The sequence below is a fragment of the Streptomyces sp. ISL-1 genome (genome assembly GCF_018614585.1).
Classification (GTDB): domain Bacteria; phylum Actinomycetota; class Actinomycetes; order Streptomycetales; family Streptomycetaceae; genus Streptomyces; species Streptomyces maoxianensis.
This window is the reverse complement of the sequence record NZ_JAGGOI010000001.1, coordinates 109,690-134,409: the sequence shown is the minus strand read 5'-3', so window position 1 is coordinate 134,409 and position 24,720 is coordinate 109,690. Positions and strand designations below refer to the sequence as shown.

Sequence of the window (24,720 nt, the reverse complement as noted above, 5' to 3'; positions counted from 1 at the left end):
CGTCACCTCTCCTTCTGCAGTACGGAAAGTGCGGCGATCAGCTCGGCCTGCGGCTCCGGGGTCACTTCGAGTGCGTCGAGGGGTGCGAGGCGGCGGTCGCGTTCGCTGTGCAGTACGCCGTCGATGTACGTCGCCATCAGCTCGCCGCCCCTGTCACGCAGCTTCAGCGCGCCCTGCGCTCCGATTCGTTCGGCGAGCCGCTCCCCCGCGCCGCGGGCCCGGCGCCCGCCGAGCAGCGCGGCCGCGACCAGCGCGGCAACCGCCTCGGGGTCGGGCGCGGCACTTCTGTCCAGACGGCGCACCTCCTCCTCGGCGAGCTCCTCCAGCTCCCGCCGCCAGCGGCGTACGGCGATCCCGATCCGCTCTGCCGTCTCCAGATCCAGCCGCCCCTGGACGACAACCGCTCGCGCGGCCGGCTCCCGCCGCCACGCCTCCTGGACGCGCTCGTCGGCGGCGGCGACGGCACACTGCAGCAGCGCGGACAGGCTGCCGACCAGCGAGTCCAGCAGCTCGCCCGCGGAGCTGTCGCGTGGATAGCCGCGCCAGCGGGTTCGCGCGTCCCCCGCGAGCACCGCCCCGCTCCGGAGCTGCACGCGTACCCGCTCGCGCTCCTTGTCGTACGCCTCCTCGACCGCGCCCGTGAGCCGTACGGCTGCCGCGTACTGCGCCGCCACCGCCGCCGCGAGCTCGGGCATCCGCCTACTGAGCGAGTCGATCACGCCCGCCGCCGTACGCCCCAAGGTCTGCTGTCTGGCCGCCGGGTCCTGCGCCCGGTGGGCCAGCCAGGCGAAGAGGGGCGCCACGGCGGTGGTGGGCAGGAGCCCGCGGCCGGCGCCGGCCGACTCGGGCAGCTCCGGGATGGTGAACCGCGGAACCTCCCCGAGACCGGCCTTGGTCAGTAGCGCCGCGTACTGCCGCGAGACATCCGTGATCACCTGGTGCGGCACCCGGTCGAGCACCGTCACCAGCGTGGCGTCGTACTCCTTGGCGGTGCGCAGCAGATGCCACGCCACGGCGTCCGCGTACCGCGATGCTGTCGTCACCATCACCCAGACATCGGCGGCGCAGATCAACTCGGCGGCCAGCAGCCGGTTCTCGACGACGAGCGAGTCGATGTCGGGCGCGTCGAGGAGCGCGAGCCCGGGGGGCAGGGTGGCGGCCGTCTCGATCCGCAGGGAGTTCCGCTTGTCCGCGTCCCGGCCGCCGTCCTCCGCCCCCTCGGCCTCGTCCTGCGGCAGTACGCGCGTGAGCTGCGGCAGCACCCGCATCCCCGCGAACCAGTGGTGATCGTCGGGGTGGCACACGAGCACCGGCGTACGCGTGGTGGGCCGCAGCACCCCCGCCTCGCTGACGCGCCGCCCCACCAGCGAGTTGACGAGCGTCGATTTGCCGGCCCCGGTGGATCCGCCGACGACGACGAGCATCGGCGCTTCGGGCTGCTTGAGCCGGGGCACGAGATAGTCGTCGAGCTGCGCAAGAAGCTCTGCGCGCGTCTGCCGGGCGCGCGCGGCACCGGGAAGAGGGAGAGGAAGACGCACGGCGGCGACACGGTCGCGGAGGGCGGAGAGTGCGTCGATCAGCTGAGGCCGTGCATCCAAGGTCACCACATGCGAAGAATGCCCAATTTTGGCGGCTTTTTGAAGCGTATGGCCCTCCCCTGCGCGCCGGTCGGACAGACGGGACACACGGGACGAGTGGGACGCAGGCATAACGAGTGCACAACGCCCATGACGTGAGACGTCAAAAGCGGTGCGGGAATGGCACCTGCCTGCGATTATCGGTTCGCTTCACCGAACCTCCACATCGTGCCACGCAGGTGAAGCAACCGGGTCAAGGCGATCGGAGCCCTATCCTTGTCCCCGGCGAGGTCACGCACGACCCACCAGTGGCTCCAGGCCACCGAGGCCACGATCCGGCCCCCGTAGCTCAGTGGATAGAGCAGGCGCCTTCTAAGCGCTTGGCCGCAGGTTCGAGTCCTGCCGGGGGCGCACAGCCCGCACGACCGACCGACCCTCCACCCCGGAGGGTCTTTTTGCTGGTCAAAGGCACCATAGCGGGCGGGCAGTAGCAGACACGTAAGCGCCGGACCGCCCTCCGGTGATCATGAGGATGGTCCGGCGCTGTCCGGCTGTCACCGGTTTTCTGCGAGTGGCCCTGTCGAATACGTGTCGAAGTTTTCGCGAGGTGGTCCAGCGATCGTCCGCCAGGGCCGCGAGGTCTCCCCCGGCCTCGATCCGTTTCTGGTGGTTCCTGAGCTGACCGGAGATGCACCGGGCGTACGTGGAGAACAGGACAGGGTTTGCTGTGTCTCGCCGCCCGTATGACGGAGCCGCCACACCGAACGCCTCGTCCAGGTCCTGTGTCGAGCGGATGGCTGTGTACGTAACTCCGGGAGCCGTTTCGAGGTGACGGTGGGCGTGTCACCAGCTGACCGAGATTGCGACGTCAGTTTGTTTTGCGGTCAGTTGGGGACTTCCGGCGGGACTGTGAGGTTGCTCATCCCACTGAGGGCCCACGGGAACTCGCAGGTGGCCCAAGGCCATTGCCTCGCGACGCCGAAGGCGCCTCGACAAAAGCTCCGGCTCTCATCATGGGTGAGCGGACGGCCCCGGAGAGGGGGCGGTGCGCAGGAGGGTATGCAGGGATGCCTTCAGGTTCGCGACGAAGGAGGTGCGGGATTCCTCGTCGAGTAGGTCCAGGGACAGATACGGGTTGAGATCTTCCAGTTCGACCAGCAGGAGTTCGCCGTCCGGGACACGGCAGGCGTCGACCCGTTGGATGCCGTGTTCGATGCCGTTCCAGTCGATGAAGCGCCGGGCGAAGGCTAGGTCGGCCGCCGTGGGTTCGTACGGTTCCAGGAGCCACCGCTGATCGGTGCGGGGCGCGTAGAGGGCGTACTGGAAGGCGTGGTCGATGAAGTAGAACGAGACCTCGTAGGCGAAGTCGATGCGCGGCTGGACGAGAACATCCTTGAACACCAGGTCGCCCAGTCGGTCCCGGGAGACGAATTCCAGGCCGATGGAGTCCGCGCCGAGCTTGGGTTTGACCACGTACTGGTCCGCCTTCGGCAGACGGACCAGGTCCTGCCGGCGGTCGATGGTAGGTATGACCGGATATCCGGCGGCGCTCAAGTCCAAGAGGTACTGCTTGCCGGCCATGTCGGCCTTGCCGGACAGCTGGTTGTAGACACGGGCGCCGCTCTTGACCGCGCGCTCGCGGAAGGCGTCGTACTCGCTCTGGTAGCGCAGGACGGGGCCGCTGTTGCGTACGACCACGGCGTCGAAGGCGTCCATCAGCGCGGCCGCCTCCAGCGGGTGGCACAGGGCGAGGTCGAAGTCCTCGCGGAGGCGGGACGTCAGGAAGATGTCCTCGTCGCAGTACCGCCGGCCGCGTGCCTGGTAGGCCAGGTCGGTGACGTACAAGACCCGCGGACGGGTGGATGGCATTGGCTGCTCCTCGGAGATCGTGCTCAGGAAACCAGGCTCTCGCGACCTCCGCCGTCGCTACGGGGTGGGGGGTCTCACGCGGTGTCGGCCCTGCCCGGGTCGTTGGGGTGGGACTCCACCGCGGTGACGACGGACGTCATCCACGAGCGCAGTGGAAGTGTGTCCAGCACCTTCTCGTGCAGCTCGGCCTCATTGTCGGCGCGCCAAAGGCCGACACTGCGCAGCTCGCCGACCGGACGCCATAGCCGCACCAGGTGACCGGTGACGGCCAACTCCTTCGCGCGAACGGCTTCGGCGGCACGTCGCCGGTCCACCTCGGCCGGGTCCGTACCCTCGGGGATGTTGGTCGTGAGCTCGACCAGGAACTCCTTCATGACCGTCTCCGTGTCTCTGCGGGCGGCCGTGGCGGGTCTCACTGCCGATGAGCACGACCACGGTCTGCCAGGCCGTAGTGAGGGAAGACGTCGCGGATGGCGCCGACGCCTTGCGTGAAGCGCTCCCAGCCTATGGCGTGTACCGGAAACCGCAGATCTCACCGGACGCAGGGTGGAGGACACATGCCTTTCCCGTTGTCGCCTCGGGGCCGCCTCTGGGCCGTCCGAGGCCGATCGGCAGCGGCCCATGATGACCAATGACAGCCACTCATCGGCACTCGACCAGATCCATAACTGACGAAAACCGCAAGAGGACAGGTCTTGACTCGCCCATTGAGACTCCACCGCCCCTTGATGTCCGTCGGACAGGTGCCTCCGGACGTTTCACCTGGATGGGTAGGCGCGAGTCGCGGAACCGTGCGATCCACATGAGGCTGACCTGGGAATCGGTTACGTCACATGACACACGGTCAGTGAGCCGCCCCCTTGGTCCCACAGGAGCACAGCGTGCGTCACTTCAAGCATGTCGGTCTGAGCGCGGCCACTGGACTGGCCGCCCTCCTTGTCTGTTCTCACCCGGCATCGGCTTCCAGCAGTACCGGCCCCGAGCCTGAGAGGGTCTTCCAACTGGTCGCGAGGCAGACCCAGAGCCGTTCCATCGATGTGGACGAGTCGTCAAGGCCCAGCCAAGGGGACGAATTCATCGTCAGCGGGGATCTCCTCCTTGAAGGCTCCAAGGTCGGCAATTTCGGCGACGTCTGCACAATTACCCGAACCGCCCCTGGTGATGAGGTCGACCTGCAGTGCGTGGGCTCCCTTTCCCTGTCCCCGGGGCAGATCACCTTCCAAGGCCGGTTCACCACTACCGCTGCCGGCCCCGGCGAAGTCAGCCTCGCGATCACCGGAGGCACGGGGTCCTACCGCACAGCCCACGGCTTCATCCACGCCGAAAACGTCAGTAACAGGGATACCCGGCTCACCGTCCACCTCATCCGCTGACAGCCAGGAGAGGCATCCCCGGAGCGACGGCCACAACTACAGCGCAGGTCGGCAAGGCGCGGGGCGCGCGGAATGCGACCCCGCGTGCTGACGTTGTCGCCCTTATGGACGATTTGTCTGCCGATGCCACTTTCCCCCCGATCGAGCGCGAGTCCGTCCGCGAGCGACTGGCGGCCGCGCGCGCCGGCACGAGCGCGCAGATCGCGGCACTGAGCCGTGACTTCGACGGAATCGTCGAGGCGAATGCCCTGGTGGCGGTCGACGACGAGCACGACCCGGAGGGGTCGAGCACTGCCTTCGAGCGGGCCCATGTCGCCTCTTTGCTGGCACAGGCGCGCGACCACCTGGACGATCTGGATCGGGCGCTGGAGCGGCTGGAGCGAGGCGAATACGGGCGGTGCGAGAGCTGCGGTGAGCCGATCCCGGCGGAACGCCTGGGGGTGCGCCCGGCGGCGAGCACTTGCGTGCGCTGCGCCGCGACCCGCCCCCGCTGACCAGGGGCGGGCTCAGAGCACCCCGGCGCCTTGCCGGGGCGGACCGCATCCGGAGTTGAGAACCGGGCAGCCACGTGGCCCGGCAGGACACCGCGTACTCGTACTTGGCGGCACGCACCCGATCGCGGCAGCGGCCCGCGTGCGAACCGTCGAACTTGCCGGAGCCGCAGCGATCAACCCGTCCGCCGGCGTCACCGACGTGGCGGAGCGGGCCGACGTGACAGCGATGGCATGCGCCGCTCATCGGGCGTTCGGCCTAGATCATGCCTTGTCGGCTCCGCATCGCCGGGGCACGGGACAGCCGGACCCATGGGCGATTCGTCGCGCGGCACCTTCCGTTCGCTTCGGGAAGCAACGCAAAGAGCGCGATCGACGTCTTGATCAACGGCAAGTGTCGAAGCGGGTGTCTGCAGCACCCTTCAGGGCCCCATAGCGCAGCGGGGTTGCCGGCAGGGGTTCCACCTCCCCATACCGGTCAACTATGCACTCCATGTATAGACGGAGTGCATAGTCTCTGCCTCGCCGAGTCCCCTGCACCGACCACCCCCCTTCTGACCTGTTCGCTCGCGCACTCTCATGACCCCTGGCCAGAGCCCGGAAAGCAGAAAGGCACCCATGTACAGCAAGGCCTTCGCCGCCGAATATCAAGGCGCCCTCCGATCAATGTCGGTGAACTCGTCCGTGGCCGACGTACTGGCCAAGGGGACCGAGCAGTTGCGGGAAGCCAAGCTCTCGGGTTCCCAGCAGGAGGTCGCGCGGTCCGGGCTTGCCGTCGCGGAAGCACATCGCCGCCTGGGTCACGTCAAGGAGGCCGACCGGGCCTGGAAGGCGAGTTACCGCACCGCGCGGTCGGTCGGCGACCTGGGGGCGATGGCATGGGCGTTGTGGAGCGGCGGCACGCTCGCCCGTCAGCGAGGCGCCCTGGCTCTGGCCCGCCGCCTGCTGGGGCTCGCCGCCGACCTCGGCGAGCGTGGTGGCGACGTCGTGGCCCGGGGTTACTCGCTCGCCGGGATGGCCGAGACCGGCCGGATCCAGGGTGATTACGAGGCCGTCCGCGCCCTTCACGAGCAGTTGCTCGCCGAGGCTCGGCGGCGCGGCGAGGCCCGTCACACGGTGTGGGCACTGGAGGGCATCGCGCAGATACACCGGAACACCGGCTCGTACGACACCGCGCTCGCAATGTTCGAAGAAGCTGCTGAGATAGCCGAGAAGGCTGACGACAGGCGTGGCCGGGCGTGGGCACTGCGCGGCATCGCCGACATCGTGTCCGCACGGGACGACGAGCCGGATCGCGCCCTGGGTCTGCTCCGCGAAGCGGAACTCATCTGCAGTGAGATGCACTTGACCAGCGCTCTGGCCTACAACCACAAGATGCGCGGCAACGTGCTCTTCCGCGCCCGCCGTTACGAAGAGGCGCGACAGGCGTACGAACAGACGCTGGCGGAGTTCCGCGCCATCAGCGAGCCGCGTGGCGAGGCGCTGGCCCGGCTGGGGTTGGTCAAGGCGCTCGCCCATCTGGGGCGGGACCAGGCGGAGACGGCCGCGGATCTGGACGAGTTGTGTCTCGACCTCGACCGGATCGGTCTGCATCATGCCCGCGACATGGCCGACAAGGCCCGGGCCGAACTCGGAATACCGCCCATGCCCTCCGGGACGGGCGGGGAGGGCGGTCTGCGATGACCCAGCCGATGGCAGCCAGCGACGAGCAGGCAGCACTCCATCTGACGGCACCCCATCCCACGACGCCCCATCCGACGACACAGCATCCGTCGACACCGCAGCCCACGGCACCACAGCCGGCACCGCGGCCCACGGCACCACAGCCCACAGCACCGCAGATCCTCCTCCGCTGCCGGGAACTCGTACGGCCCGCCCTGGCCGCGGCAATCGAACGCCTCCATCCCTGGCCCCGCGAGATGGCCGCCTTCTCCCTCGGCTGGTGCGACGTGGGCGGCAAACCCGGATCCGGTGCTCATGGCAAAGGCGTGCGCCAGGCCCTCACCGTGCTCTGCGCCGAAGCCGCGGGCGCGCCCGGCGAGACTGCCGTCGCCGGCGCGGTGGCCGTAGAGCTGATCCACACCTTCTCGCTCCTGCACGACGACATCATGGACGGCGACGAAACGCGGCGGCAGCGCGAGACCGTATGGAAGGCGTACGGCACAGGTCCTGCGGTTCTCGCCGGGGACGCGCTGTTCGCCCTCGCCCTGGAAACGCTGGCCACATCGCGGAACGCCAACAGTGGCGCTGCGATACGGAAGTTGTCCGAAGCGTTGAACGCTCTGGTACGCGGTCAGGCTGAGGACCTGCTCTTCGAAACCCGCCCCTGGACGGGTCCGAATGCCGTGCGACTGCACGAGTACCAGTCCATGGCGGACCACAAAACCGGTGCCCTCCTGGGCTGCGCCGCCGCCCTGGGCGCCGTACTCGCCGGAGCTCCGCCTTCGACCGTCACCGCTCTCGCCCAGGCGGGGCAGCACCTCGGCGTGGCATTCCAGGCGGTCGACGACCTGCTCGGCATGTGGGGAGATCCCGAAGTCACCGGCAAACCCGTTCACAGTGATCTGCGCCGGACGAAGAAGACGTTCCCCGTCCTCGCCGCACTGAACACGAACGGCCCTGTCGCCCGTCGCCTCCTCGCGCTCCTTGAATCTCCTTCTGCGATGGACGACGTCACCGTCCACCATGCCGCCGAACTCATCGAGGAAGCCGGCGGGCGCGCCGCCACCCTGGACGAGGCAAGCCGTCACCTCGACATGGCCTCGGCCTGCTTGAACAGCGTCCCGCTGGCGCCGACGGCTGTCGGCGAAATCCTTACGCTGCTTCCCTTCCTCATCACGCGAAGAATGTGACGGGCTGCCGCCTGGAACGCCCGGACCCGGCGAGAACGGCCCCCACCCCGGACTGCGGCCCGCCGTCCAGGACCTCGGGCCACTGAGCCCCTCACCCCTCACCCCTCACCCCTCACCCCTCACCCCTCACCCCAAGGGCCCTGCTCCCGTCGGGAGCAGGGCCCTTGTTCTGACACTGGTGCCCACACCCGCGGGCCCCCGGTTTGTCATGCACCTGGACAGAGGTTGAGACCTGTGCTCTCATGCCAACTGCCCCTCCCTTCAACGTTGTACACAGCTCACCGGCGTACACGCGCAAGACCCCGTCCCCCCTCGAGGTCAACGGCAGGAGCGCCCCCCATGCCGCTCAACCGACGCCCCTTCCTCCAGACGGCCACCCTCACCCTCGGCCCCGTCGCGCGGCGCAGGCTGGCTCCTCGTACGCAACAGCTACAGCGGCAAGGTCCTGGGCGTGGACGGGATGTCGACCGCCAACAGCGCCCAGGTGGCGCAGTTCGACGACAACGGCACCCCAGACCACCTCTGGAGGTTCCTCTGACCGAGGACACCGCCCGGGCGGTCGAGGCCGCCTGGGCGCCCTGAGACGACAGCGCGGACGCCGTGCCCGGATCTGCCTCTACGAGGTCCGTCGCGCAGCGCTCTGAGAGCGCTCTCGGACGACTGAGCGGCCATCAACCCACAGGAAACGACAGAAGGGTTCACCACGGTGATACGCACATCAGTGAGACGCACGTCCATGAATCGCACGTCAGTGAAACGCGCCCTCGGATTACGCATCGGAATGACCGCGCTGCTCGTCCTCGGCGCGTGGGGCGGGGCATCCCTCACCCCAGCCGTCGCCGCGGCCCCCGAGCCCCCGCTCTCGGCCGGTCTGCTGACCGCCATGCAGCGGGACTTGGGCCTCACCGAGCCGCAGGCGCGCGAACGGCTCGCGCGGGAGCGGGCCGCAACTGCCCTCCAGGGCGCGGCGGAACGCGCCGCCGGCGCCTCGTACGGAGGCTCCTGGTTCGACGCCTCCACCGGCAGGCTGACTGTCGCCGTAACCAGTCGGAGCGGTGCCTCGGCCGTAGGGGAGACAGGCGCGGCGGTCCGGCTCGTACAGCACAACGCGAAGGAGCTGGACGCGGCCAAGGCGCGCATCGACCGGCAGGCGGCGCAGTCGGCGCAGGGCGCGCCGCAAGGAGTGACCGGCTGGCACGTCGACCCGCGGACCAACCAGGTCGTCGTCGACATCATCGCGTCCCGCCGTAACGACACCGATGTCCGGGCCTTCGTCGACCGCGCCCGCCGGGCCGGGCCGGTGCGGGTCGAAGCGGCCATGAGCCAGGCACCGGCCACTTTCGCCGCCGGAACCGTGGGCGGCGACCCGTACTACACGGGCAACGTCCGCTGCTCCATCGGCTTCTCGGTGCACGGCGGCTTCGTCACGGCGGGACACTGCGGCAGGCCCGGCGACTTCGTTCGCGGCTGGGACGGCTCCGGCATGGGCACCTTCCAGGGCTCGTCCTTCCCTGGTGACGACTACGCCTACGTCGGCATCGGCCAGGGCTGGTGGACCGTCCCGGTGGTGCTGGGCTGGGGCACCGTCCCCGACCAGCTCGTACGCGGCTCGGCGGAGGCCCCGGTGGGCGCCTCGATCTGCCGCTCCGGGTCCACCACCCACTGGCACTGCGGCACCGTGCTGGGCAAGAACGAGACCGTCAACTACAGCCAGGGCGCGGTCCACCAGATGACCAAGACCAGCGTCTGCGCCGAACCCGGCGACTCCGGAGGCTCGTTCATCAGCGGCGACCAGGCGCAGGGCGTGACCTCCGGCGGCTGGGGCAACTGCGGTAGCGGCGGTGAGACCTGGTTCCAGCCGGTGAACGAGATCCTCTGGCGGTACGGGCTGACGCTGCACACGGCCTGACGCACGCCGGCAGCTCTCGACGGACGCGGCCTCTCGGGGGCTGGACCGGGCCGCAACCCGGCCTGGCCCAGCCCCCCCAGGCGGCGGGTTGCGCCGGTCAGCTCAGCGCGGCGCCGACCAGCAGGGCGAACGCCGCGATCGTGAACAGCGTGCGGATCAGGTGGAGGAGGTTCCAACGGGGCTCGAAGGCCGCGCGGACCTCGCTGTCGGGGGCGGCCGGGGATGCGCTCTCCGCCGTGGCCAGGGCGTTGTTCAGCGGGATGTTGCCGGCGATGGTGATCAGGTGGTTGATGACCGCGCACACCAGGCCCGCGACGATCAGCCACCGCTGGGTGTCGGTGCGCCCGTCGACGGGCACGGCCAGTGCCGCGGCGGGGAAGGCGATGATCCCGAAGAAGAGGAGCAGGAAGACGGGGCGCGGTACAACCTCGTTGATACGGCGTATGACCGGCAGGAACTGGTCGTCCGGCAGCTTGGCGAGCGCGGGCATGACCGAGATCTGGAAGGTCAGCATGAAGCCCGCGTACAGCCCCGTGAAGATGATGGCGAGAGCAAGGAGAAGGGTGGCCATGGCCCACATCATGGCCCGAGGGGACGGGCGACGCAGCGCCCCGCCGCGCCCCCTCCCTCGCTCCCGCAGCCGCCGCGCAGCCCCTTCCCCTCAGTCCCGCACGCGCTGCGCCTGAGCGATCGCCTCCGCCAGCTCTCCCACCGCGCCGTCCTCCGTCGAACTCGCCAGCTTCCTCGCCCGGGCCGCCAGTTCGCCCAGCTCCGGCGCCCCGGGCATCGCGCCGCCCCGCAGTGACTCCGCGAAGTACGCCGCGACCGCCGTGACCTGGAGCCGCTTCGACGCCTCGTCCCACAGCGCGCCGTCGATCGCGTCCGTCTCGACGGAGCCGGTTTGTTCGTGCGGCGCCCGCGTCCTCGGGTCGAGCCAGCGGACGGTCGCCGTCGCGACATGGCCGCTCGCACCCTCCCTGAGCCGTACGACATACAGCGCAGTCACCGTGTGGCCCGGGCCCACCTCCCCGCCGTCCACCGTGTCATTGCGGAAGTCCTCGTCCGCGACCGCCCGGTTCTCGTATCCGATGAGGCGGAACTGCCGCACGGTCTTCGGGTCGAAGGCCACCTGCGCCTTGGCGTCCCGTGCGCGCAGTTCGACATGCGTGGGCAGCTGGTCGCAGAAGACCTTCCTGGCCTGCGCGCTGGTGGAGACATAAGTGGTGTGCCCGTCGCCCTTGTCGGCGAGCCGCTCCATCAGCGCATCGCCGTACTCACTGCCGACGCCCACGCCGAACAGCGTGATGCCGTACGTGCGTCGGGCGTCGTCGATCCGGTCCAGGATCGCGTCGGCCTCGGTCTCGCCGGTGTTGGCCAGCGCGTCGGAGAGGAGGACGACGCGGTTGGTGGCCCCGCGGCGACGGCCCTCGACCGCCTCGTCGTAGCCACGCCGCACGCCCGCCTCGACATTGGTGGAGTCCGTCGGCTCCAGGCTGTCGATCACCTCGTGGATACGGTCGCGGTTGTCGTCGACCCCGGTCATCGGGAGCCGCGTCCTGGCCTCGTCGCTGAAGGTGACCAGCGCGATCGAGTCGTCGTCGCGCAGCTGGTCGGTGAGGATGCCCAGTGCCTCTTTGACCAGGTCCAGCCGGCCGGGCTCCGCCATGGAGCCGGAGATGTCGATGACGAAGGTGAGGGCCGCCGGCGGCCGTTCACCCCTGCGGTCGGAGGGGCGGGTTGAGAGCCCCACGCGCAGCAACGACCAGTCCTCGCCGGCCGCCGCGTCATCGCCCCGGGCGCGGATCTCGCCCTCCGCGCTGCCGGGCCGCGCCCCGTCGACGGTCACCGAGAAGCCATTGCCCTTCGGCCGCGGATAGTCCTGCCGGAAGCTGTTGACGAACTCCTCGGGCCGGACCTGACCGGGCTCCGGCCGCCGCCCGTCGGCGAGAGTGCGGCGGGCGTAGCCGTACGAGGCGGTGTCCACGTCGAGCGCGAACGTCGACAGATAGTCGGGTGCCCGCTGGGGTTCCTGGAACGCGTCGTCCTTCCGCGCCCCCTCAGCCCCGCCGTCCACACCCGTCGCGGGCGCGCCTCCTCCCCCGTCCGGCGCTATCGGCGCGGGATGGGCCCTCCCGCCGTCGTTCGCCCGCTCCTTGGCTCCGCTCCCGGAGGCCCTGTCGCCCTGGCCGCCACCGCCGCAGCCGGCGGTCAGCAGCATGCCGCCGGCCAGCACCGCGGCCAGCACTCCCCTGTATATCCGTGCGCTGAGCTTCATCTGGGCTCCCCTGTTTCGTCAGCACTTGTGAATGTGACGTCCGAGAGGGCCCCGGGGAGCAGTCGAAGAAGTTGCGGATGAATCTCAATGCGGCAACGGCGGGCGGGAGCTGCCCCCGGAACCCCGTTGCTCTGCCCTTCCGACCTCCCCCGACCGTTCCCGGAACGAAGGGAATGGCAATGACTCGCCAGCCGCGTAACCGACGCTTGTCACGATGTGCAGTCGTGTGCGTACATGGAGTGGCATGCGGATCCGAGGGGACGGCCCGTATGGCGTGTGTGAAGGGCGGGGGATGATCTGTCATGGCAGTGGGGGCGGCACCGGGCTCGGTACTCGGTCGGGAGGTTTCCAGGTCTGTCCTGCGCGAAGCGCAGGGACAGCCGGTTCAGGGAGCGAGACAGGTGAGAGCGGCCCTGACCGGGCTGGTCCGCTCGGCGCGCCATGAGCTCCTCAGCTTTGACGACCCGGCGGGCGCGCTGGGCCACGGCATCCCGGAGCCGTTCCTCGAATTCGGCGGCGCCTGTGTTCGTAATGCCGCCGAACAGACCGCGGCGGTGCGGCGGATCGCGCCCCGGCACGGACTGACCCATCTCACACGGCCGTGGCTCTGCCCCGGCGCGACCCGGGTGACGGACTCCATCCCGTTCAAAATGGTTGTGGCCGACCGGTCGGTCGCCGCCGTTCCCCTCGATCTGGAACTGCACTTCAACGGCGTGCTTTTGATCCGCGACCCGGTCGTCGTCCAGGCCCTTGTCCGCACGCACCGCGCATGGTGGGACACCGGTGACAATCTGACGCGGCAGACCGTGCCCGGCGCCGTGCCGGCCCATCTCAAGCCGGTGCTCCTGGCCCTGCTCGCCGGGTTCACGGACGAGTCGGCCGCGGCCCGGCTCGGCATGTCCGGGCGTACGTACAGCCGCCGCGTCGGTGAACTGCTCACCGACCTCGGCACGACGAGCCGCTTCCGGGCGGGAGCGGAAGCGGCTCGTCGGGGCTGGGTGTAGCGAGGCCTGTGCCGGCGACTACGACACGATGTCCTTGCGGGAGAAGTTCCGGAAGGCGAGCGCGAACAGCACCAGGGCGTATGTCACCGAGACGGCCGCGCCCTTCACCATGCCGCTCCACTCCAACTGCGGCTGCAGCGCGTCGATCCATGCGAACTGCCAGTGCGCGGGCAGCGCATCACGCCACGACCCGAGCGCCGTGACCGCGTCCAGCACATTGCCGATGATCGTCAGTCCGACCGCTCCGCCGACCGCGCCCAGCGGGGCATCGGTCTTGGTGGACAGCCAGAAGGCAAGCCCGGCGGTGACCAGTTGGGAGAAGAAGATGAACGCCACGACCAGCGCCAACCGCGACACCGTGTCGCCGGCGGCCAGGGAGCCGCCCGTGGGCAGCTTCAGCGACCCCCAGCCGTACGCCGCGCTGCCCGCGGCCAGGGCCACCAGCGGCAGGAGCACCATCGCCGCCGCGCTGAAGCCGAGCGCCACCGCCAGCTTGGACCACAGCAGCCGGGTCCGCGGGACGGGGGCCGCCAGCAGATAGCGCAGCGAGGACCAGTTGGCCTCCGATGCCACGGTATCTCCGTGGAAGAGGGCCACCGGCACCACCAGCAGGAAGCCCGCGGAGACGAACAGGCAGGTGGCGGCGAAGTTCGCGCCCGACGCGGTGGCCGTGTCGATCAGAGTGACCCGGCCGCTCTCCCGGCCGTCCGGCGTGCCGCCGATCGCGAAGGCGGCGATCAGCACGAGGGGCAGCGCGGCCAGCACCCCGGCCATCACCAGCGTCCGCCTGCGCTTCAGCTGACGTACCGCCTCGACACGCAGCGGCAGGGTGTGCCGTGCCCGGTAGCCGGGGGCCGAATCGACCAGCGTGCTCATGCGGATCCTCCGATCAGGGTGAGGAAGGCATCCTCCAGGCGGCGGTGCGGACCGACGCCCGTCAACGGCACGTCCAGCCGGACGAGTTCGGCGATCATGTCGGTCGCGGTGGCCCCGTCGAGCCGTACGAGCAGACCTTCGTGCGTACGGGTCGCCGAACCGATCCCCGGCAGCGCGGCGATCTTCTCGACCAACGGCTCCGGCACCTCATCGGCGGTGGTGACGAGCAGCGTGTCGCTCTCGCCGGTGATCTCGGCGACCGGTCCTGCCTGCATCAGCCGGCCGCGGTCCATGACCACCAGATGGGTGCAGGACTGCTCGACCTCGGAGAGGAGGTGACTGGAGACGATGACCGTCCGGCCCCCGGCCGCGTACCGGATCATCACGTCCCGCATTTCGCGGATCTGGGGCGGGTCGAGTCCGTTCGTAGGCTCGTCGAGGATCAGCAGATCCGGCATGCCGAGCATGGCCTGGGCAATGGCCAGTCGCTGCCGCATGCCCTGAGAGTAGGTGCGTACGGCGCGGGCGAGGGCGTCGCCGAGACCCGCGATCTGCAGGGCCTCCTCCATGTGCGCGTCGCTCGCGGGCCGGCCGGTGGCCCGCCAGTACAGCTCCAGGTTGTCGCGGCCCGACAGATGCGGCAGGAAACCGGCGCCCTCGACGAACGCGCCGACCCGGGAGAGCACGGGCGCACCCGGCCGGATGGCGTGGCCGAAGACGCGGATCTCGCCGTTGTCGGGCCGGATGAGCCCCATCAGCATGCGAAGGGTGGTGGTCTTGCCCGCGCCGTTGGGGCCGAGGAGACCGAGGACCTGGCCCTTCTCGACGCGGAATGAGAGCTCCCGTACGGCGTACCGGTCGGCGGACTTGGCGTACCGCTTGGTCAACCCGGTGATCTCCAGGGGCACTTCGGCGAGCTCGGGGTCGGGCGCCGGGGCGACCGTCCGGCGGCGAGCGGTGATCAACAGGCCGGCTGCCAGCAGTGCGCCCGCGGCCGGGAGAGCCCAGGTCCACCAGGGCAGTCCCGCGGCCTGGGTCTTCACGGCGGGCGCGGTGGGCACGGCGAGCGCGCCGGCGTCGAGGAGAGAGACGGTGTACGTGGCGGGGGCGGGCGGCGAGGCATAGCCGAGGTCGGTCGCGGAGAGGACAAGCCGCAGCCGGTGCCCGGCGTCGACTTCGTGGTCCACGGCGGGCAGGGTCAGTGTGACGTCCTTGCCCTGCTCGGCGTTCTCGACGCGGACCGGCGCGACGAGCTGGGAGGGCAGCACCTGTTGGCGGCCGTCGGGCCCGACGTCGTACACCTTCCCGAACAGGACGGCGTCGCCGGTGTTGGAGGCGATCTTGACCCGGACGGTCGGCGAGCCCGTGATCCGCAGCGACCGGGCCAGCGGCGCGGAGTCGAAGCGTGCGGACTGGCCGGGGAAGTCGAGCGAGAGGCCGACACCGAGAGAGGAGAGCTGGCCGAGTCCGCCGCCGAGGCCCGGGACGGCGGAGATGGCGGGCGGGTTGGCGCCGGCCGGGTTGGCGAAGCGCTGCTCGCGGCCGGTGAGCGGGATCGGCTGTGTGCCGCTCGAAAGACCCGGGTAGCTGTCGCCGGTCGCGCCGCGCAGCAGAGCCTCGCCGTCGGTGGAGTCGACGCCTCCGGCGCGGCTGACGCGGAAGGCGGGTCCGGTGTCCGCGCCCTTGTCCTGCCCCAGATACCGGTCGAACCAGTCGCCGATGCGGCCCTCGACGCGGCCGGTCTCCCGGTCGCCGCCGTCGTGCCCGCCCGCGATCCAGTCGACCGAGACGGGCGCGCCGTTGGCGCTGATCCGCTTGGCCATGGCGTCGGCGTGCGAGAGCGGGAAGAGCGAGTCGGCCTGGCCCTGCACGATGAGCGCGGGCACCTTGATGCGGTCGCCGAAGGCGGATGGACTGCGGCGTTCGAGGAGCGTACGGGCGGCGGCGTCGGGCTTTCCTGCGACGGCGACGCGCTCGTACATGGCGCAGAGCGCGGGCTGGAAGCTCCCGCAGCCGCTCGGGTTCGCGGGGCCCGGGGCAGTGTCGGCCCTGGCCGTCCCGGTGGCCGCGCCCGCGCCACCGGCAGTCGCGGGACCGGCCGGGGCGTCACCTGCGGGGGCGGCTCCTGCCGGGGCGTCGGCGGGGGTGTCGGCGGGGGCGGCTCCGTCCCTGGCGCCCGCGGAGCCGGTGGAGAAGAAGATTCCGGCCCAGAGCTTCTTGAAGACGCCGTCCGGGAAGAGGGCGTCGGCCAGGTTCCAGTAGGTGATCTGGGGAGCGATCGCGTCTACGCGCTTGTCGTGCCCGGCGGCGAGCAGCGAGATCGCCCCGCCGTAGGAGGAGCCGGTGACGCCGACGCGCGGATCGCCGTCCCCGTCCAGCTGGACCTCGGGCCGTTTCGCCAGCCAGTCGATCAGGCGGGAGACGTCCTTGACCTCGAAGGCGGGATCGTTGATCCCGATCTGCCCGGTGGACGTGCCGAAGCCGCGGGCGGACCAGGTCAGCACGGCGTATCCGTCGCGGGCCAGCTTCTCGGCCTGGGCGCGGACGTCGTCCTTGCTGCCGCCGAAGCCGTGCCCGATGAGCACGGCGGGCCGGCGCGCCTTGCCGCCCGTCGTGAAGTAGGAGGTGTCGATCTTCGCCCCGGGCATCTCCTGCACCCGGTCCTCACGGTGCACGGGCGGTGCGCCGTCGTCGGCGACCGCGGTCCAGGTGCCCGCGCCGGCGAGGACGGCGAAGGCGGCGACGCCTGCGAGCCATCGGCCGCGCGGCCGGGGAAGTCGGATCTGCATGGTTGAACCCTAAGCGGCTGCCCTGTGCCGTCTCGGCTGCCGCCAGGCGGAAGTCATGAGCCTCCGCAAGTAGTACGGAGTACGGTCGCCGTACACCAGACGCGGTACGCGCCCCCGTGGGGAAGGGGCCGGAAGGGGACCCGTATGGACATCCGGCGCGCGACGACCGTGTCCGAGCTCACCGCGGCCGAGCACCTCTACGACGGCCCGGCGCGTGCCGAGTGGGCCGAGCGCTTCCTGGCCGCCGCCGGGCATCTGATGCTGATCGCCTATGTGGACGGGGCGCCGGCCGGGATGATCTCGGGCGTCGAGATGCTCCACCCCGACAAGGGCACGGAGATCTGCCTGTACGAGCTGTCGGTGGACGAGACGTACCGCAGGCGGGGCATCGGCAGGGCTTTGGTCGAGGCATTGCTGAAGGTGGCGCGGGAGCGGGACTGCTACGACATGTGGGTCGGCGTGGACACGGACAACGATCCGGCGCTCGCGACGTACCGTTCGGCGGGGGCGAAGGACGACGGCGATTTCGCGATGCTCACCTGGGACTTCCCGGAATCGTAGCCTCCGGAACCATCTATTCGTAGCCGATCAGGCCGTTGCAGCCTCCGTCTGACGGGTGCTCACATTCTGCCTGCCGTAAGGCTTCCACTTCGTTCCGCCCCCTTGTGTCGCAGGTCACGTCACGAGACTCTGGTCAGCGCGTATGCACCTCCTGACACCATGCACGACCGTACTTGCCCGTATTCCGGTCAACGAAAGGTCAGGCGCACGAGATGAGAAGCACTGCCCGCCGCTTCGGGGCGCTGATACCCACAGTCGCCCTTGCGGCCGGTCTCCAGTTCGCCGCCTCCCCCACCGCGCAGAGCGCGACCATCGGCGATCTCCGTCTCGCTCCCACTGCAACTGCCATCCAAAACAGCTGGATTGTCGTCCTTAAGGACGGCTCAACGCGTGCCGCCGATCTGGGCGTCACGCCGAAGCACACCTACCGCAGCGTCCTCGATGGCTTCTCCATGACGACGTCACGCGCGAGGGCGGCAGAGCTTGCCGCCGATCCGCGTGTGGCGTACGTCGAGCAGAACGCCACAGTCCGCCTCAACGGCACCCAGGCCAACCCGACTTGGGGCCTCGACCGCATCGACCAGCGGGATCTTCCGCTGTCCAAGTCGTACACATACAACACATCCGCGTCGAATGTGAACGCGTACATCATCGACACCGGGATCCGCACGTCCCACAGCGAGTTCGGCGGCCGCGCGAGCGTCGGCACGGACATAGTGGGGGGCGGCCAGAACGGCCAGGACTGCCAGGGCCACGGCACGCATGTCGCGGGCACGGTCGGCGGCAAGACATACGGCGTCGCCAAGAGCGTCAAGCTCATCGCCGTACGGGTCCTGGACTGCAACGGCTCCGGCTCGACGGCGGGGGTCATCGCCGGCGTCGACTGGGTGACGGCCAACGCGCAGAAGCCGGCTGTGGCGAACATGAGCCTGGGCGGCGGCGCCAACACGTCGCTGGACAACGCAGTGAAGAAGTCCATTGCCTCGGGCATCAGTTACTCCATCGCCGCGGGCAACGGCAACATCCTCGGCCTGCCGGCGAACGCCTGCAACTACTCGCCGGCCCGCGTCCCCGAGGCGATCACGGTCGGCGCGACGGACAGCACCGACCGGCGGGCGTCGTTCTCGAACTACGGGACGTGCCTGGATCTGTTCGCGCCGGGCGTGAACATCACCTCGGCGTGGAAGGACGGCGACACGGCGACGAACACGATCTCGGGAACGTCGATGGCCGCACCGCACACGGCAGGTGTCGCGGCGCTCTATCTGTCGACGCACGCCACCGCCACCCCGGCGCAGGTCCGGGACGCAGTGGTGAACAATGCGACGAGCGGCAAGGTCCAGGACCCGCGAACCGGGTCACCGAACAAGCTGCTGCACTCGCTCTTCTAGACCCGCTCTCCCGGTGGACCCGCTCCACCGGCCGGGCAACTGCCCGAGGAGCGCCTCCCCAACCGGGTACGGGCGCTCCTCGGGCAGTCCTGCTGTCGGCTCCACCTACTGCGACTCTGAATGCTCATGTCCCATGCAGGGGCGCGCGGCATTGCACCAGCCGCCCACTCGGTCCTGCGCCGGCCGGGTAAGGGTGATGTGACGTACGAGTTGATGGAAACAAACCATGGCGGCGAGGGCGGGGAGACCGGCGACGGCCACTCCGCTGATGGTCCTGGGCGCCTCGGCCATGCAGGTAAGGACGGCGACCGCGCAGAAGAGCACGGCGAAGGCCCAGGAGTGCGGAGCGCTGCGACGGTGCAGCGCGGCGCGCAGGATCGACAGGGACGCGACCATCCAGGGGCCGTACACCAGCATCGGCCACCAGGGCGCCAGGGCGTGATCGGCACCGGGGGCGGCGACCTGTCGCAGGATGTCGTGGGTGAACAGGCCCCCGAGGACGCTCACCATGGCAATGATGACCATGCTCACCGCTGCGAGGGCGTAGCTGAGGGTCTGGTTGCGAGTGAGCGTCCAGGCTCTCGCGTTCACCTTGTGCATCGGACGCCGGCGGTGGCAGGACGGGCCGGTCGTCGGGGGCCGCAGATCCATGACGGGCTTCGACAGATCCACCGGTTCGGGGGCGTCCTGCAGGAGCTGCGTCAGCTCGACGTCCGGTTCCCAGCGCCCCTGCAGAACATCGAGGTCAGGAGCGGAGATTGGTTCCTGCCCGAACGCGGGATGGTAGCCGTCCCATTGGCCGGGGAGGGTGGCGTACGCCTCGCCGTATTGCTCAGCTGCACTACCGTACGTCCCGAAGTGGTCATGTCTGTCATACATGTGGTTCCTGCCGTGAACGATGTCGGTGAAGGAAGCTGTGGCCGCTCCCGCAGCAGGCCGCAGCTGTAGCGTTCAAGCGCACGCGCGGCGGTCACGTAGTGGAGCGACGGGCGTAGTCGTCCTCGATCTGCTCCATGGCCGCCATGAAGTCCGCCAGTTCCGGGTTCCACGGCCGGATCAGGGCGGCGGCACCTTGCGTGCTGGTGTTCATGGGCCGCAGGGGCGCTCGTTCGGAATACGGGTTGATCAATTCGGGCTGTCCGATAGGCGTTTTCACAGACCTCTCAACGACAACCGCGCCCCGCCCGCTGTCGGCCACCTGGATGACAAATAAATAGGAATTAGGGTAAATCAGTTCTCCCATTCGGCGCAGCCCTGTCCGGCGGCACCGCGAGTGAACTGCGTTCCCTCGTCCGTGAGTTGGATGAGCCACCCCGAAAACAGGCGCGGCCCGTACGGATGGGGTTCCGTACGGGCCGGGTGACCGGTGGTCGTCAGTGGTTGCGCGGGAATCCCAGGTCCACGCCCGCCGGGGCGTCCGAGGGGTCGGGCCAGCGGGTGGTGACGACCTTGCCGCGGGTGTAGAAGTGCACGCCGTCGTTGCCGTAGATGTGGTGGTCGCCGAAGAGCGAGTCCTTCCAGCCGCCGAAGGAGTGGTAGCCCACCGGGACCGGGATCGGGACGTTCACGCCGACCATGCCGGCCTCGATCTCCAGCTGGAAGCGGCGGGCCGCGCCGCCGTCGCGGGTGAAGATGGCGGTGCCGTTGCCGTACGGGGACGCGTTGATCAGGGCCACGCCGTCCTCGTACGTCTCCGCGCGCAGCACGCACAGCACCGGGCCGAAGATCTCGTCGCGGTAGGCGTCCGAGTCGGTCGAGACATGGTCCAGGAGCGACAGGCCGATCCAGTGGCCGTCCTCGAAGCCGTCGACGGTGTGGCCGGTGCCGTCCAGGACGACCTCTGCGCCCTGGGCCGCAGCGCCCGTGACGTAGGAGGCGACCTTGTCGCGGTGGGCCTTGGTGATCAGCGGGCCCATCTCGGACTCCGGGTCGTTGCCCGGACCGATCTTGATCTTCTCGGCGCGCTCGCGGATCTTCTGGACCAGCTCGTCGGCGATGGAGCTGACCGCGACGACCGCGGAGATCGCCATGCAGCGCTCACCGGCGGAGCCGTACGCCGCGGAGACCGCCGCGTCCGCGGCGGCGTCCAGGTCCGCGTCCGGGAGGACCAGCATGTGGTTCTTCGCGCCGCCGAGCGCCTGGACTCGCTTGTGGTTGGCGGAGGCGGTGGTGTGGATGTAGCGGGCGATCGGGGTGGAGCCGACGAAGGAGACCGCGGCCACGTCCGGGTGGGCGAGCAGCGCGTCGACCGCGACCTTGTCGCCATGGACGACATTGAGCACGCCGTCGGGCAGGCCCGCCTCGGCGGCCAGCTCCGCGAGGAGGTTGGAGGCCGACGGGTCCTTCTCGCTCGGCTTCAGTACGAAGGTGTTTCCGCAGGCGATGGCCAGCGGGAACATCCACATCGGCACCATCGCCGGGAAGTTGAAGGGCGTGATGCCGGCGACGACGCCGAGCGACTGGCGGATCGAGGAAACGTCGACCCGGTTGGAGACCTGGGTGGACAGTTCACCCTTGAGCTGGGTGGTGATGCCGCAGGCCAGCTCCACGATCTCCAGGCCGCGGGCGACCTCGCCCAGCGCGTCGGAGTGGACCTTGCCGTGCTCGGCGGTGATCAGCTCGGCGATCTCGTCGCGGTGCGCGTCCAGGAGCGCGCGATAGCGGAAGAGGATGCCGGTGCGCTGCGCGAGCGAGGACGTGCCCCAGGTGGAGTACGCCTCTTTCGCCGCTGTGACGGCCGCGTCGACCTCCTCGGCCGACGCCAGCGCGACCTGCGTAGTGACGGCGCCGGTCGCCGGGTCGGTGACCGGGCCCCTGTTGCCGGACGCGCCCTCGACGGTCTTGCCACCGATCCAGTGGTTGACGGTCTTCATTTCGTGCTCCTTCACAGATGGCGGCGTCACAGATGGCGGCGTCGGGCTGCGACCTGCCGGTCGTACTCCTCCCGGGCCTTGACCGCCGACGGCCGGGTCGCGGTCTCGGCCACCGGAACATCCCACCACGCCTGCGCTGGAGGCGCGCCCGACACAGTGTCTGCCGTTTCGGTCTCCACGTAGACACCTGTGGGGACCTGCGCCTCCCGCGCCTCGGCAAGCGCTTCGCGCAGGTCACGCACCGTCTTGGCGCGGATCACGTGCATCCCCAGCGAGGCGGCGTTGGCGGCCAGGTCGACGGGGAGCGGGGCGCCGGTGTACGTACCGTCGCCGGCGCGGTGGCGGTAGGCGGTGCCGAAGCGTTCCGCGCCCACCGACTCGGAGAGGCCTCCGATTGAGGCGTACCCGTGGTTCTGCAGGATGACCACTTTGATCGGGATGTTCTCCTGGACAGCCGTGACGATTTCGGTGGGGTTCATCAGATATGTACCGTCGCCGACGAGCGCCCAGACGGGCCGTCCGGGAGCGGCCATCCCGACGCCGATGGCCGCGGGAATCTCGTATCCCATGCAGGAGTAGCCGTACTCGACGTGGTACTGGTCTGCGGAACGGGCCCGCCACAGCTTGTGCAGGTCGCCGGGGAGCGAGCCCGCGGCGTTGATCACGATGTCGTCGCCGGTGACCAGAGCGTCGAGTGCGCCGAGCACCTGGGGCTGGGTGGGGCGGGTGTCCGGGTCCTCGGCCTCGTACGCGGCGTCGACGCGGTGCTCCCAGCGCTCCTTGTCGTCGGCGTACTCCGTCTCGTACGCGGGCTCCACACGGAAGCGCGTGCCCAGCGCGCCGGCCAGCTCGTCAAGGGCGGTGCGGGCGTCCGCGACGAGTGAGAGTCCGGACATCTTGTGGGCGTCGAAGGCGGTGATGTTGATGTTCAGGAACCGGACGGACGGGTTCTGGAAGAGAGTCGCGGAGGCAGTCGTGAAGTCGGACCAGCGAGTGCCGACCCCGATCACCAGATCCGCGGTACGAGCTAGTTCGTCGGCCGTGGCCGTGCCTGTGTGGCCGATGCCGCCGACATCGCAGGGGTGGTCGTGCGGCAGCGAACCCTTGCCTGCCTGGGTGGAGGCGACCGGGATGCCGGTCGCCTCGGCGAAGGACCGCAGGGCTTCCTCGGCCTCGCTGTGGTGGACGCCGCCGCCCACGACGATCAGGGGGCGGCGGGCCGTGGTCAGCGCGCGCCGCGCCGCGTCGAGCGCGTCCAGGTCGGGCCGGGGCCTGCGCACCTGCCAGACGCGTTCGGCGAAGAACTCCTCCGGCCAGTCGTACGCCTCGGTCTGCACGTCCTGGGGCAGCGCGAGCGTGACCGCGCCGGTGGTGGCGGGGTCGGCGAGTACGCGCATGGCCTGAAGGGCGGCCGGGATCAGCGCCTCGGGGCGGGTGACGCGGTCGAAGTACCGGGATACCGGGCGCAGCGCGTCGTTGACCGACACATCTCCTGCGTAGGGGACTTCGAGCTGCTGGAGGACCGGGTCGGCGGGGCGGGTCGCGAACACGTCGCCGGGCAGCAGCAGGACCGGCAGCCGGTTGATGGTGGCGAGGGCGGCGCCGGTGACGAGATTGGTCGCGCCCGGGCCGATGGAGGTGGTGACGGCGTGGGCGGAGAGGCGGCGGGACTGGCGGGCATAGCCGACGGCGGCGTGCACCATGGCCTGTTCGTTGCGGCCCTGGATGTACGGCATACCGGTGCCGGACGAGACGGATGTGCCGGCCGTGCTTGACGTGCCAGCTGTGCTTGACGTGCCAGCTGTGCCTGCTGTGCCTGCTGTGCCGGACTCGAGGAGCGCCTGGCCGATTCCGGCGACGTTGCCGTGGCCGAAGATGCCCCAGGTGGCGTTGATCAGGCGGTGGCGGCGGCCGTCGCGCTCGGTGTACTGGCGGGCGAGGAAAGCGACGAGGGCCTGGGCGACGGTGAGTCGGCGCGTATTGCTCATCGGGGGCCTTCCTGGGCGTCGGCTTCGTACAGGGGCAGTCGGGGGTCGACGGGCTGCGTCGGCCACGTGTCGCGGATCCAGCCGTGGTCCGGGTGGTCGCGGATCAGCCATTCGCGCTTGTCGCCCGGGCCGGCCATGACGTTCAGGTAGTACATGTCGCGGCCGGGCGCGGCGATGGACGGGCCGTGCCAGCCGTCGGGGATCAGGACGGCGTCGCCGGTACGGACTTCGGCGAGGACGTCCGTACCGCCGGGCCGGGACGGGGAGACCCGGTGGTAGCCCATGCCACCGCGGTCGATCTCGAAGTAGTAGATCTCCTCGAGCTCGGACTCGACGCCCGGGCAGCGCTCGTCGTGCTTGTGCGGCGGGTACGAGGACCAGTTGCCGCCGGGGGTGAGCACCTCGACCGCGATCAGCTTGTCGCAGGCGAAGGTGTCCGCGGCCGCGAAATTGTTGACCTGCCGCGAGCAGTTGCCCGAGCCACGCAGCTCGACCGGTACCTCCGGCGCGGGGCCGTAGCGAGCGGGGAGTCGTCGCTCGCACTTCGCTCCTGCCAGGGCGAAGCGGCCTCCCGCACCGGAGGCGATCTGTGCATGGGCATCGCGCGGTACGTAGGCGAAGTCCGTCACTCCGCCGAACACGCTTTCTCTGCCCCGCAGTTCAAAGGTCTCGCCCTGCGTCCGCACCGTGCAGCCGCCGGTGAGCGGCAGCACGATCCACTCGCTTTCCCCGGCGGCGAGGGAGTGTGAGCCGCCGGGCTCCAGCTCCAGTACACGGAGGCCGGAGTACCCCCAGCCGGCCTGCTCGGGGTCGATCCTGAGGGCGTACGGACCGCTCGCCGCGCTCCCCGCCGGCACGTACTGCTTCTGGTCGTCGGTCTCGCTCATGACTT

19 protein-coding genes, 1 tRNA gene and 1 pseudogene are annotated in these 24,720 nt (G+C 69.9%); 10 read left to right on the top strand and 11 right to left on the bottom strand.

All coding sequences use genetic code 11. The features are described 5' to 3' along the window. Nucleotides 1–2: 2 nt before the first annotated feature. Nucleotides 3–1,598 (bottom strand): dynamin family protein, encoded by a 1,596-nt coding sequence (locus tag J7E87_RS00575; RefSeq protein ID WP_215088948.1) that lies wholly within the window; start codon nucleotides 1,596–1,598, stop codon nucleotides 3–5. Nucleotides 1,599–1,915: 317 nt separating this feature from the next. Here J7E87_RS00575 and J7E87_RS00570 point away from each other — a divergent pair. Continuing rightward, a tRNA-Arg gene (locus J7E87_RS00570) sits at nucleotides 1,916–1,988 on the top strand. A 600-nt stretch (nucleotides 1,989–2,588) separates the two neighbouring features. Here J7E87_RS00570 and J7E87_RS00565 read toward each other — a convergent pair. Both J7E87_RS00565 and J7E87_RS00560 read right to left on the bottom strand, forming a co-directional pair. After that, nucleotides 2,589–3,446: a hypothetical protein gene (locus J7E87_RS00565; protein ID WP_215088909.1), complete on the bottom strand. Its 858-nt coding sequence runs from the start codon at nucleotides 3,444–3,446 to the stop codon at nucleotides 2,589–2,591. A gap of 74 nt (nucleotides 3,447–3,520) precedes the next feature. Continuing rightward, nucleotides 3,521–3,820, bottom strand: a complete 300-nt coding sequence (locus J7E87_RS00560) for a muconolactone Delta-isomerase family protein (protein WP_215088908.1) — start codon at nucleotides 3,818–3,820, stop codon at nucleotides 3,521–3,523. A 507-nt stretch (nucleotides 3,821–4,327) separates the two neighbouring features. Between J7E87_RS00560 and J7E87_RS00555 the strand changes: the two genes are divergently transcribed. The 6 genes and pseudogenes from J7E87_RS00555 to J7E87_RS00535 all read left to right on the top strand — a co-directional run bounded on the left by J7E87_RS00555 (nucleotide 4,328) and on the right by J7E87_RS00535 (nucleotide 10,071). Continuing rightward, nucleotides 4,328–4,819: a hypothetical protein gene (locus J7E87_RS00555; protein WP_215088907.1), complete on the top strand. Its 492-nt coding sequence runs from the start codon at nucleotides 4,328–4,330 to the stop codon at nucleotides 4,817–4,819. Nucleotides 4,820–4,923: 104 nt separating this feature from the next. Then, nucleotides 4,924–5,313, top strand: coding sequence for a TraR/DksA C4-type zinc finger protein (locus J7E87_RS00550; RefSeq protein WP_215088906.1), 390 nt, complete (start codon nucleotides 4,924–4,926; stop codon nucleotides 5,311–5,313). A gap of 615 nt (nucleotides 5,314–5,928) precedes the next feature. After that, nucleotides 5,929–6,993, top strand: a complete 1,065-nt coding sequence (locus J7E87_RS00545; RefSeq protein WP_215088905.1) for a lipopolysaccharide assembly protein LapB — start codon at nucleotides 5,929–5,931, stop codon at nucleotides 6,991–6,993. After that, nucleotides 6,990–8,162, top strand: coding sequence for a polyprenyl synthetase family protein (locus J7E87_RS00540; RefSeq protein WP_251016766.1), 1,173 nt, complete (start codon nucleotides 6,990–6,992; stop codon nucleotides 8,160–8,162). Before J7E87_RS00545 ends, J7E87_RS00540 begins: the two co-directional genes overlap by 4 nt. Nucleotides 8,163–8,562: 400 nt before the next feature. After that, a pseudogene (locus J7E87_RS36340) lies at nucleotides 8,563–8,700 on the top strand (RICIN domain-containing protein); the annotation flags it as partial. 198 nt (nucleotides 8,701–8,898) lie between these two features. Beyond that, a complete protein-coding gene (locus tag J7E87_RS00535) occupies nucleotides 8,899–10,071 on the top strand; it encodes a S1 family peptidase (protein WP_215088904.1) in 1,173 nt (390 codons plus the stop codon). Between the two features lie 97 nt (nucleotides 10,072–10,168). Here J7E87_RS00535 and J7E87_RS00530 read toward each other — a convergent pair whose 3' ends face one another. Together J7E87_RS00530 and J7E87_RS00525 are read right to left on the bottom strand one after the other, a co-directional pair. Further along, complete coding sequence (locus tag J7E87_RS00530) at nucleotides 10,169–10,642, bottom strand: DUF1772 domain-containing protein (protein ID WP_215088903.1); 474 nt, start codon at nucleotides 10,640–10,642, stop codon at nucleotides 10,169–10,171. 90 nt (nucleotides 10,643–10,732) lie between these two features. After that, on the bottom strand, nucleotides 10,733–12,346 hold the full coding sequence (locus J7E87_RS00525) for a von Willebrand factor type A domain-containing protein (RefSeq protein ID WP_215088902.1): 1,614 nt from the start codon (nucleotides 12,344–12,346) through the stop codon (nucleotides 10,733–10,735). A gap of 401 nt (nucleotides 12,347–12,747) precedes the next feature. Here J7E87_RS00525 and J7E87_RS00520 point away from each other — a divergent pair, with 401 nt between their 5' ends. Then, entirely contained in the window at nucleotides 12,748–13,350 is a 603-nt protein-coding gene (locus J7E87_RS00520; protein WP_308312792.1) for a DNA-binding response regulator, read from the top strand. An 18-nt stretch (nucleotides 13,351–13,368) separates the two neighbouring features. On the opposite strand, the gene J7E87_RS00515 is transcribed toward J7E87_RS00520, so the two are convergent. Beyond that, nucleotides 13,369–14,226 carry an ABC transporter permease gene (locus J7E87_RS00515; protein ID WP_215088901.1) on the bottom strand — a complete coding sequence of 286 codons (858 nt, stop codon included), beginning with the start codon at nucleotides 14,224–14,226 and terminating at the stop codon, nucleotides 13,369–13,371. After that, complete coding sequence (locus J7E87_RS00510; RefSeq protein WP_215088900.1) at nucleotides 14,223–17,015, bottom strand: alpha/beta fold hydrolase; 2,793 nt, start codon at nucleotides 17,013–17,015, stop codon at nucleotides 14,223–14,225. Before J7E87_RS00510 ends, J7E87_RS00515 begins: the two co-directional genes overlap by 4 nt. A gap of 144 nt (nucleotides 17,016–17,159) precedes the next feature. Between J7E87_RS00510 and J7E87_RS00505 the strand changes: the two genes are divergently transcribed. Both J7E87_RS00505 and J7E87_RS00500 read left to right on the top strand, forming a co-directional pair. Continuing rightward, nucleotides 17,160–17,576 carry a GNAT family N-acetyltransferase gene (locus J7E87_RS00505; protein ID WP_215088899.1) on the top strand — a complete coding sequence of 139 codons (417 nt, stop codon included), beginning with the start codon at nucleotides 17,160–17,162 and terminating at the stop codon, nucleotides 17,574–17,576. A gap of 212 nt (nucleotides 17,577–17,788) precedes the next feature. Beyond that, nucleotides 17,789–18,967: a S8 family peptidase gene (locus J7E87_RS00500; protein WP_215088898.1), complete on the top strand. Its 1,179-nt coding sequence runs from the start codon at nucleotides 17,789–17,791 to the stop codon at nucleotides 18,965–18,967. A gap of 105 nt (nucleotides 18,968–19,072) precedes the next feature. Here the strand turns inward: J7E87_RS00500 and J7E87_RS00495 are convergent, their stop codons facing one another. From J7E87_RS00495 to iolB, 4 genes are all read right to left on the bottom strand, one after another. Continuing rightward, a complete protein-coding gene (locus J7E87_RS00495) occupies nucleotides 19,073–19,846 on the bottom strand; it encodes a DUF2637 domain-containing protein (RefSeq protein ID WP_215088897.1) in 774 nt (257 codons plus the stop codon). 494 nt (nucleotides 19,847–20,340) lie between these two features. Then, a complete protein-coding gene (locus J7E87_RS00490; protein ID WP_215088896.1) occupies nucleotides 20,341–21,840 on the bottom strand; it encodes a CoA-acylating methylmalonate-semialdehyde dehydrogenase in 1,500 nt (499 codons plus the stop codon). A gap of 26 nt (nucleotides 21,841–21,866) precedes the next feature. Then, nucleotides 21,867–23,828, bottom strand: a complete 1,962-nt coding sequence (gene iolD / locus J7E87_RS00485; RefSeq protein ID WP_215088895.1) for a 3D-(3,5/4)-trihydroxycyclohexane-1,2-dione acylhydrolase (decyclizing) — start codon at nucleotides 23,826–23,828, stop codon at nucleotides 21,867–21,869. Continuing rightward, a complete protein-coding gene (iolB, locus tag J7E87_RS00480) occupies nucleotides 23,825–24,715 on the bottom strand; it encodes a 5-deoxy-glucuronate isomerase (RefSeq protein ID WP_215088894.1) in 891 nt (296 codons plus the stop codon). Before iolB ends, iolD begins: the two co-directional genes overlap by 4 nt. Nucleotides 24,716–24,720 lie beyond the last annotated feature (5 nt).

Coding starts and splice junctions, on each gene's coding strand:
- J7E87_RS00565 (WP_215088909.1), bottom strand. CDS start 3,446: ATGCCATCCACCCGTCCGCGGGTCTTGTACGTCACCGACCTGGCCTAC.
- J7E87_RS00560 (WP_215088908.1), bottom strand. CDS start 3,820: ATGAAGGAGTTCCTGGTCGAGCTCACGACCAACATCCCCGAGGGTACG.
- J7E87_RS00550 (WP_215088906.1), top strand. CDS start 4,924: ATGGACGATTTGTCTGCCGATGCCACTTTCCCCCCGATCGAGCGCGAG.
- J7E87_RS00545 (WP_215088905.1), top strand. CDS start 5,929: ATGTACAGCAAGGCCTTCGCCGCCGAATATCAAGGCGCCCTCCGATCA.
- J7E87_RS00540 (WP_251016766.1), top strand. CDS start 6,990: ATGACCCAGCCGATGGCAGCCAGCGACGAGCAGGCAGCACTCCATCTG.
- J7E87_RS00535 (WP_215088904.1), top strand. CDS start 8,899: ATGAATCGCACGTCAGTGAAACGCGCCCTCGGATTACGCATCGGAATG.
- J7E87_RS00530 (WP_215088903.1), bottom strand. CDS start 10,642: ATGGCCACCCTTCTCCTTGCTCTCGCCATCATCTTCACGGGGCTGTAC.
- J7E87_RS00525 (WP_215088902.1), bottom strand. CDS start 12,346: ATGAAGCTCAGCGCACGGATATACAGGGGAGTGCTGGCCGCGGTGCTG.
- J7E87_RS00515 (WP_215088901.1), bottom strand. CDS start 14,226: ATGAGCACGCTGGTCGATTCGGCCCCCGGCTACCGGGCACGGCACACC.
- J7E87_RS00510 (WP_215088900.1), bottom strand. CDS start 17,015: ATGCAGATCCGACTTCCCCGGCCGCGCGGCCGATGGCTCGCAGGCGTC.
- J7E87_RS00505 (WP_215088899.1), top strand. CDS start 17,160: ATGGACATCCGGCGCGCGACGACCGTGTCCGAGCTCACCGCGGCCGAG.
- J7E87_RS00500 (WP_215088898.1), top strand. CDS start 17,789: ATGAGAAGCACTGCCCGCCGCTTCGGGGCGCTGATACCCACAGTCGCC.
- J7E87_RS00495 (WP_215088897.1), bottom strand. CDS start 19,846: ATGTATGACAGACATGACCACTTCGGGACGTACGGTAGTGCAGCTGAG.
- J7E87_RS00490 (WP_215088896.1), bottom strand. CDS start 21,840: ATGAAGACCGTCAACCACTGGATCGGTGGCAAGACCGTCGAGGGCGCG.
- iolD (WP_215088895.1), bottom strand. CDS start 23,828: ATGAGCAATACGCGCCGACTCACCGTCGCCCAGGCCCTCGTCGCTTTC.
- iolB (WP_215088894.1), bottom strand. CDS start 24,715: ATGAGCGAGACCGACGACCAGAAGCAGTACGTGCCGGCGGGGAGCGCG.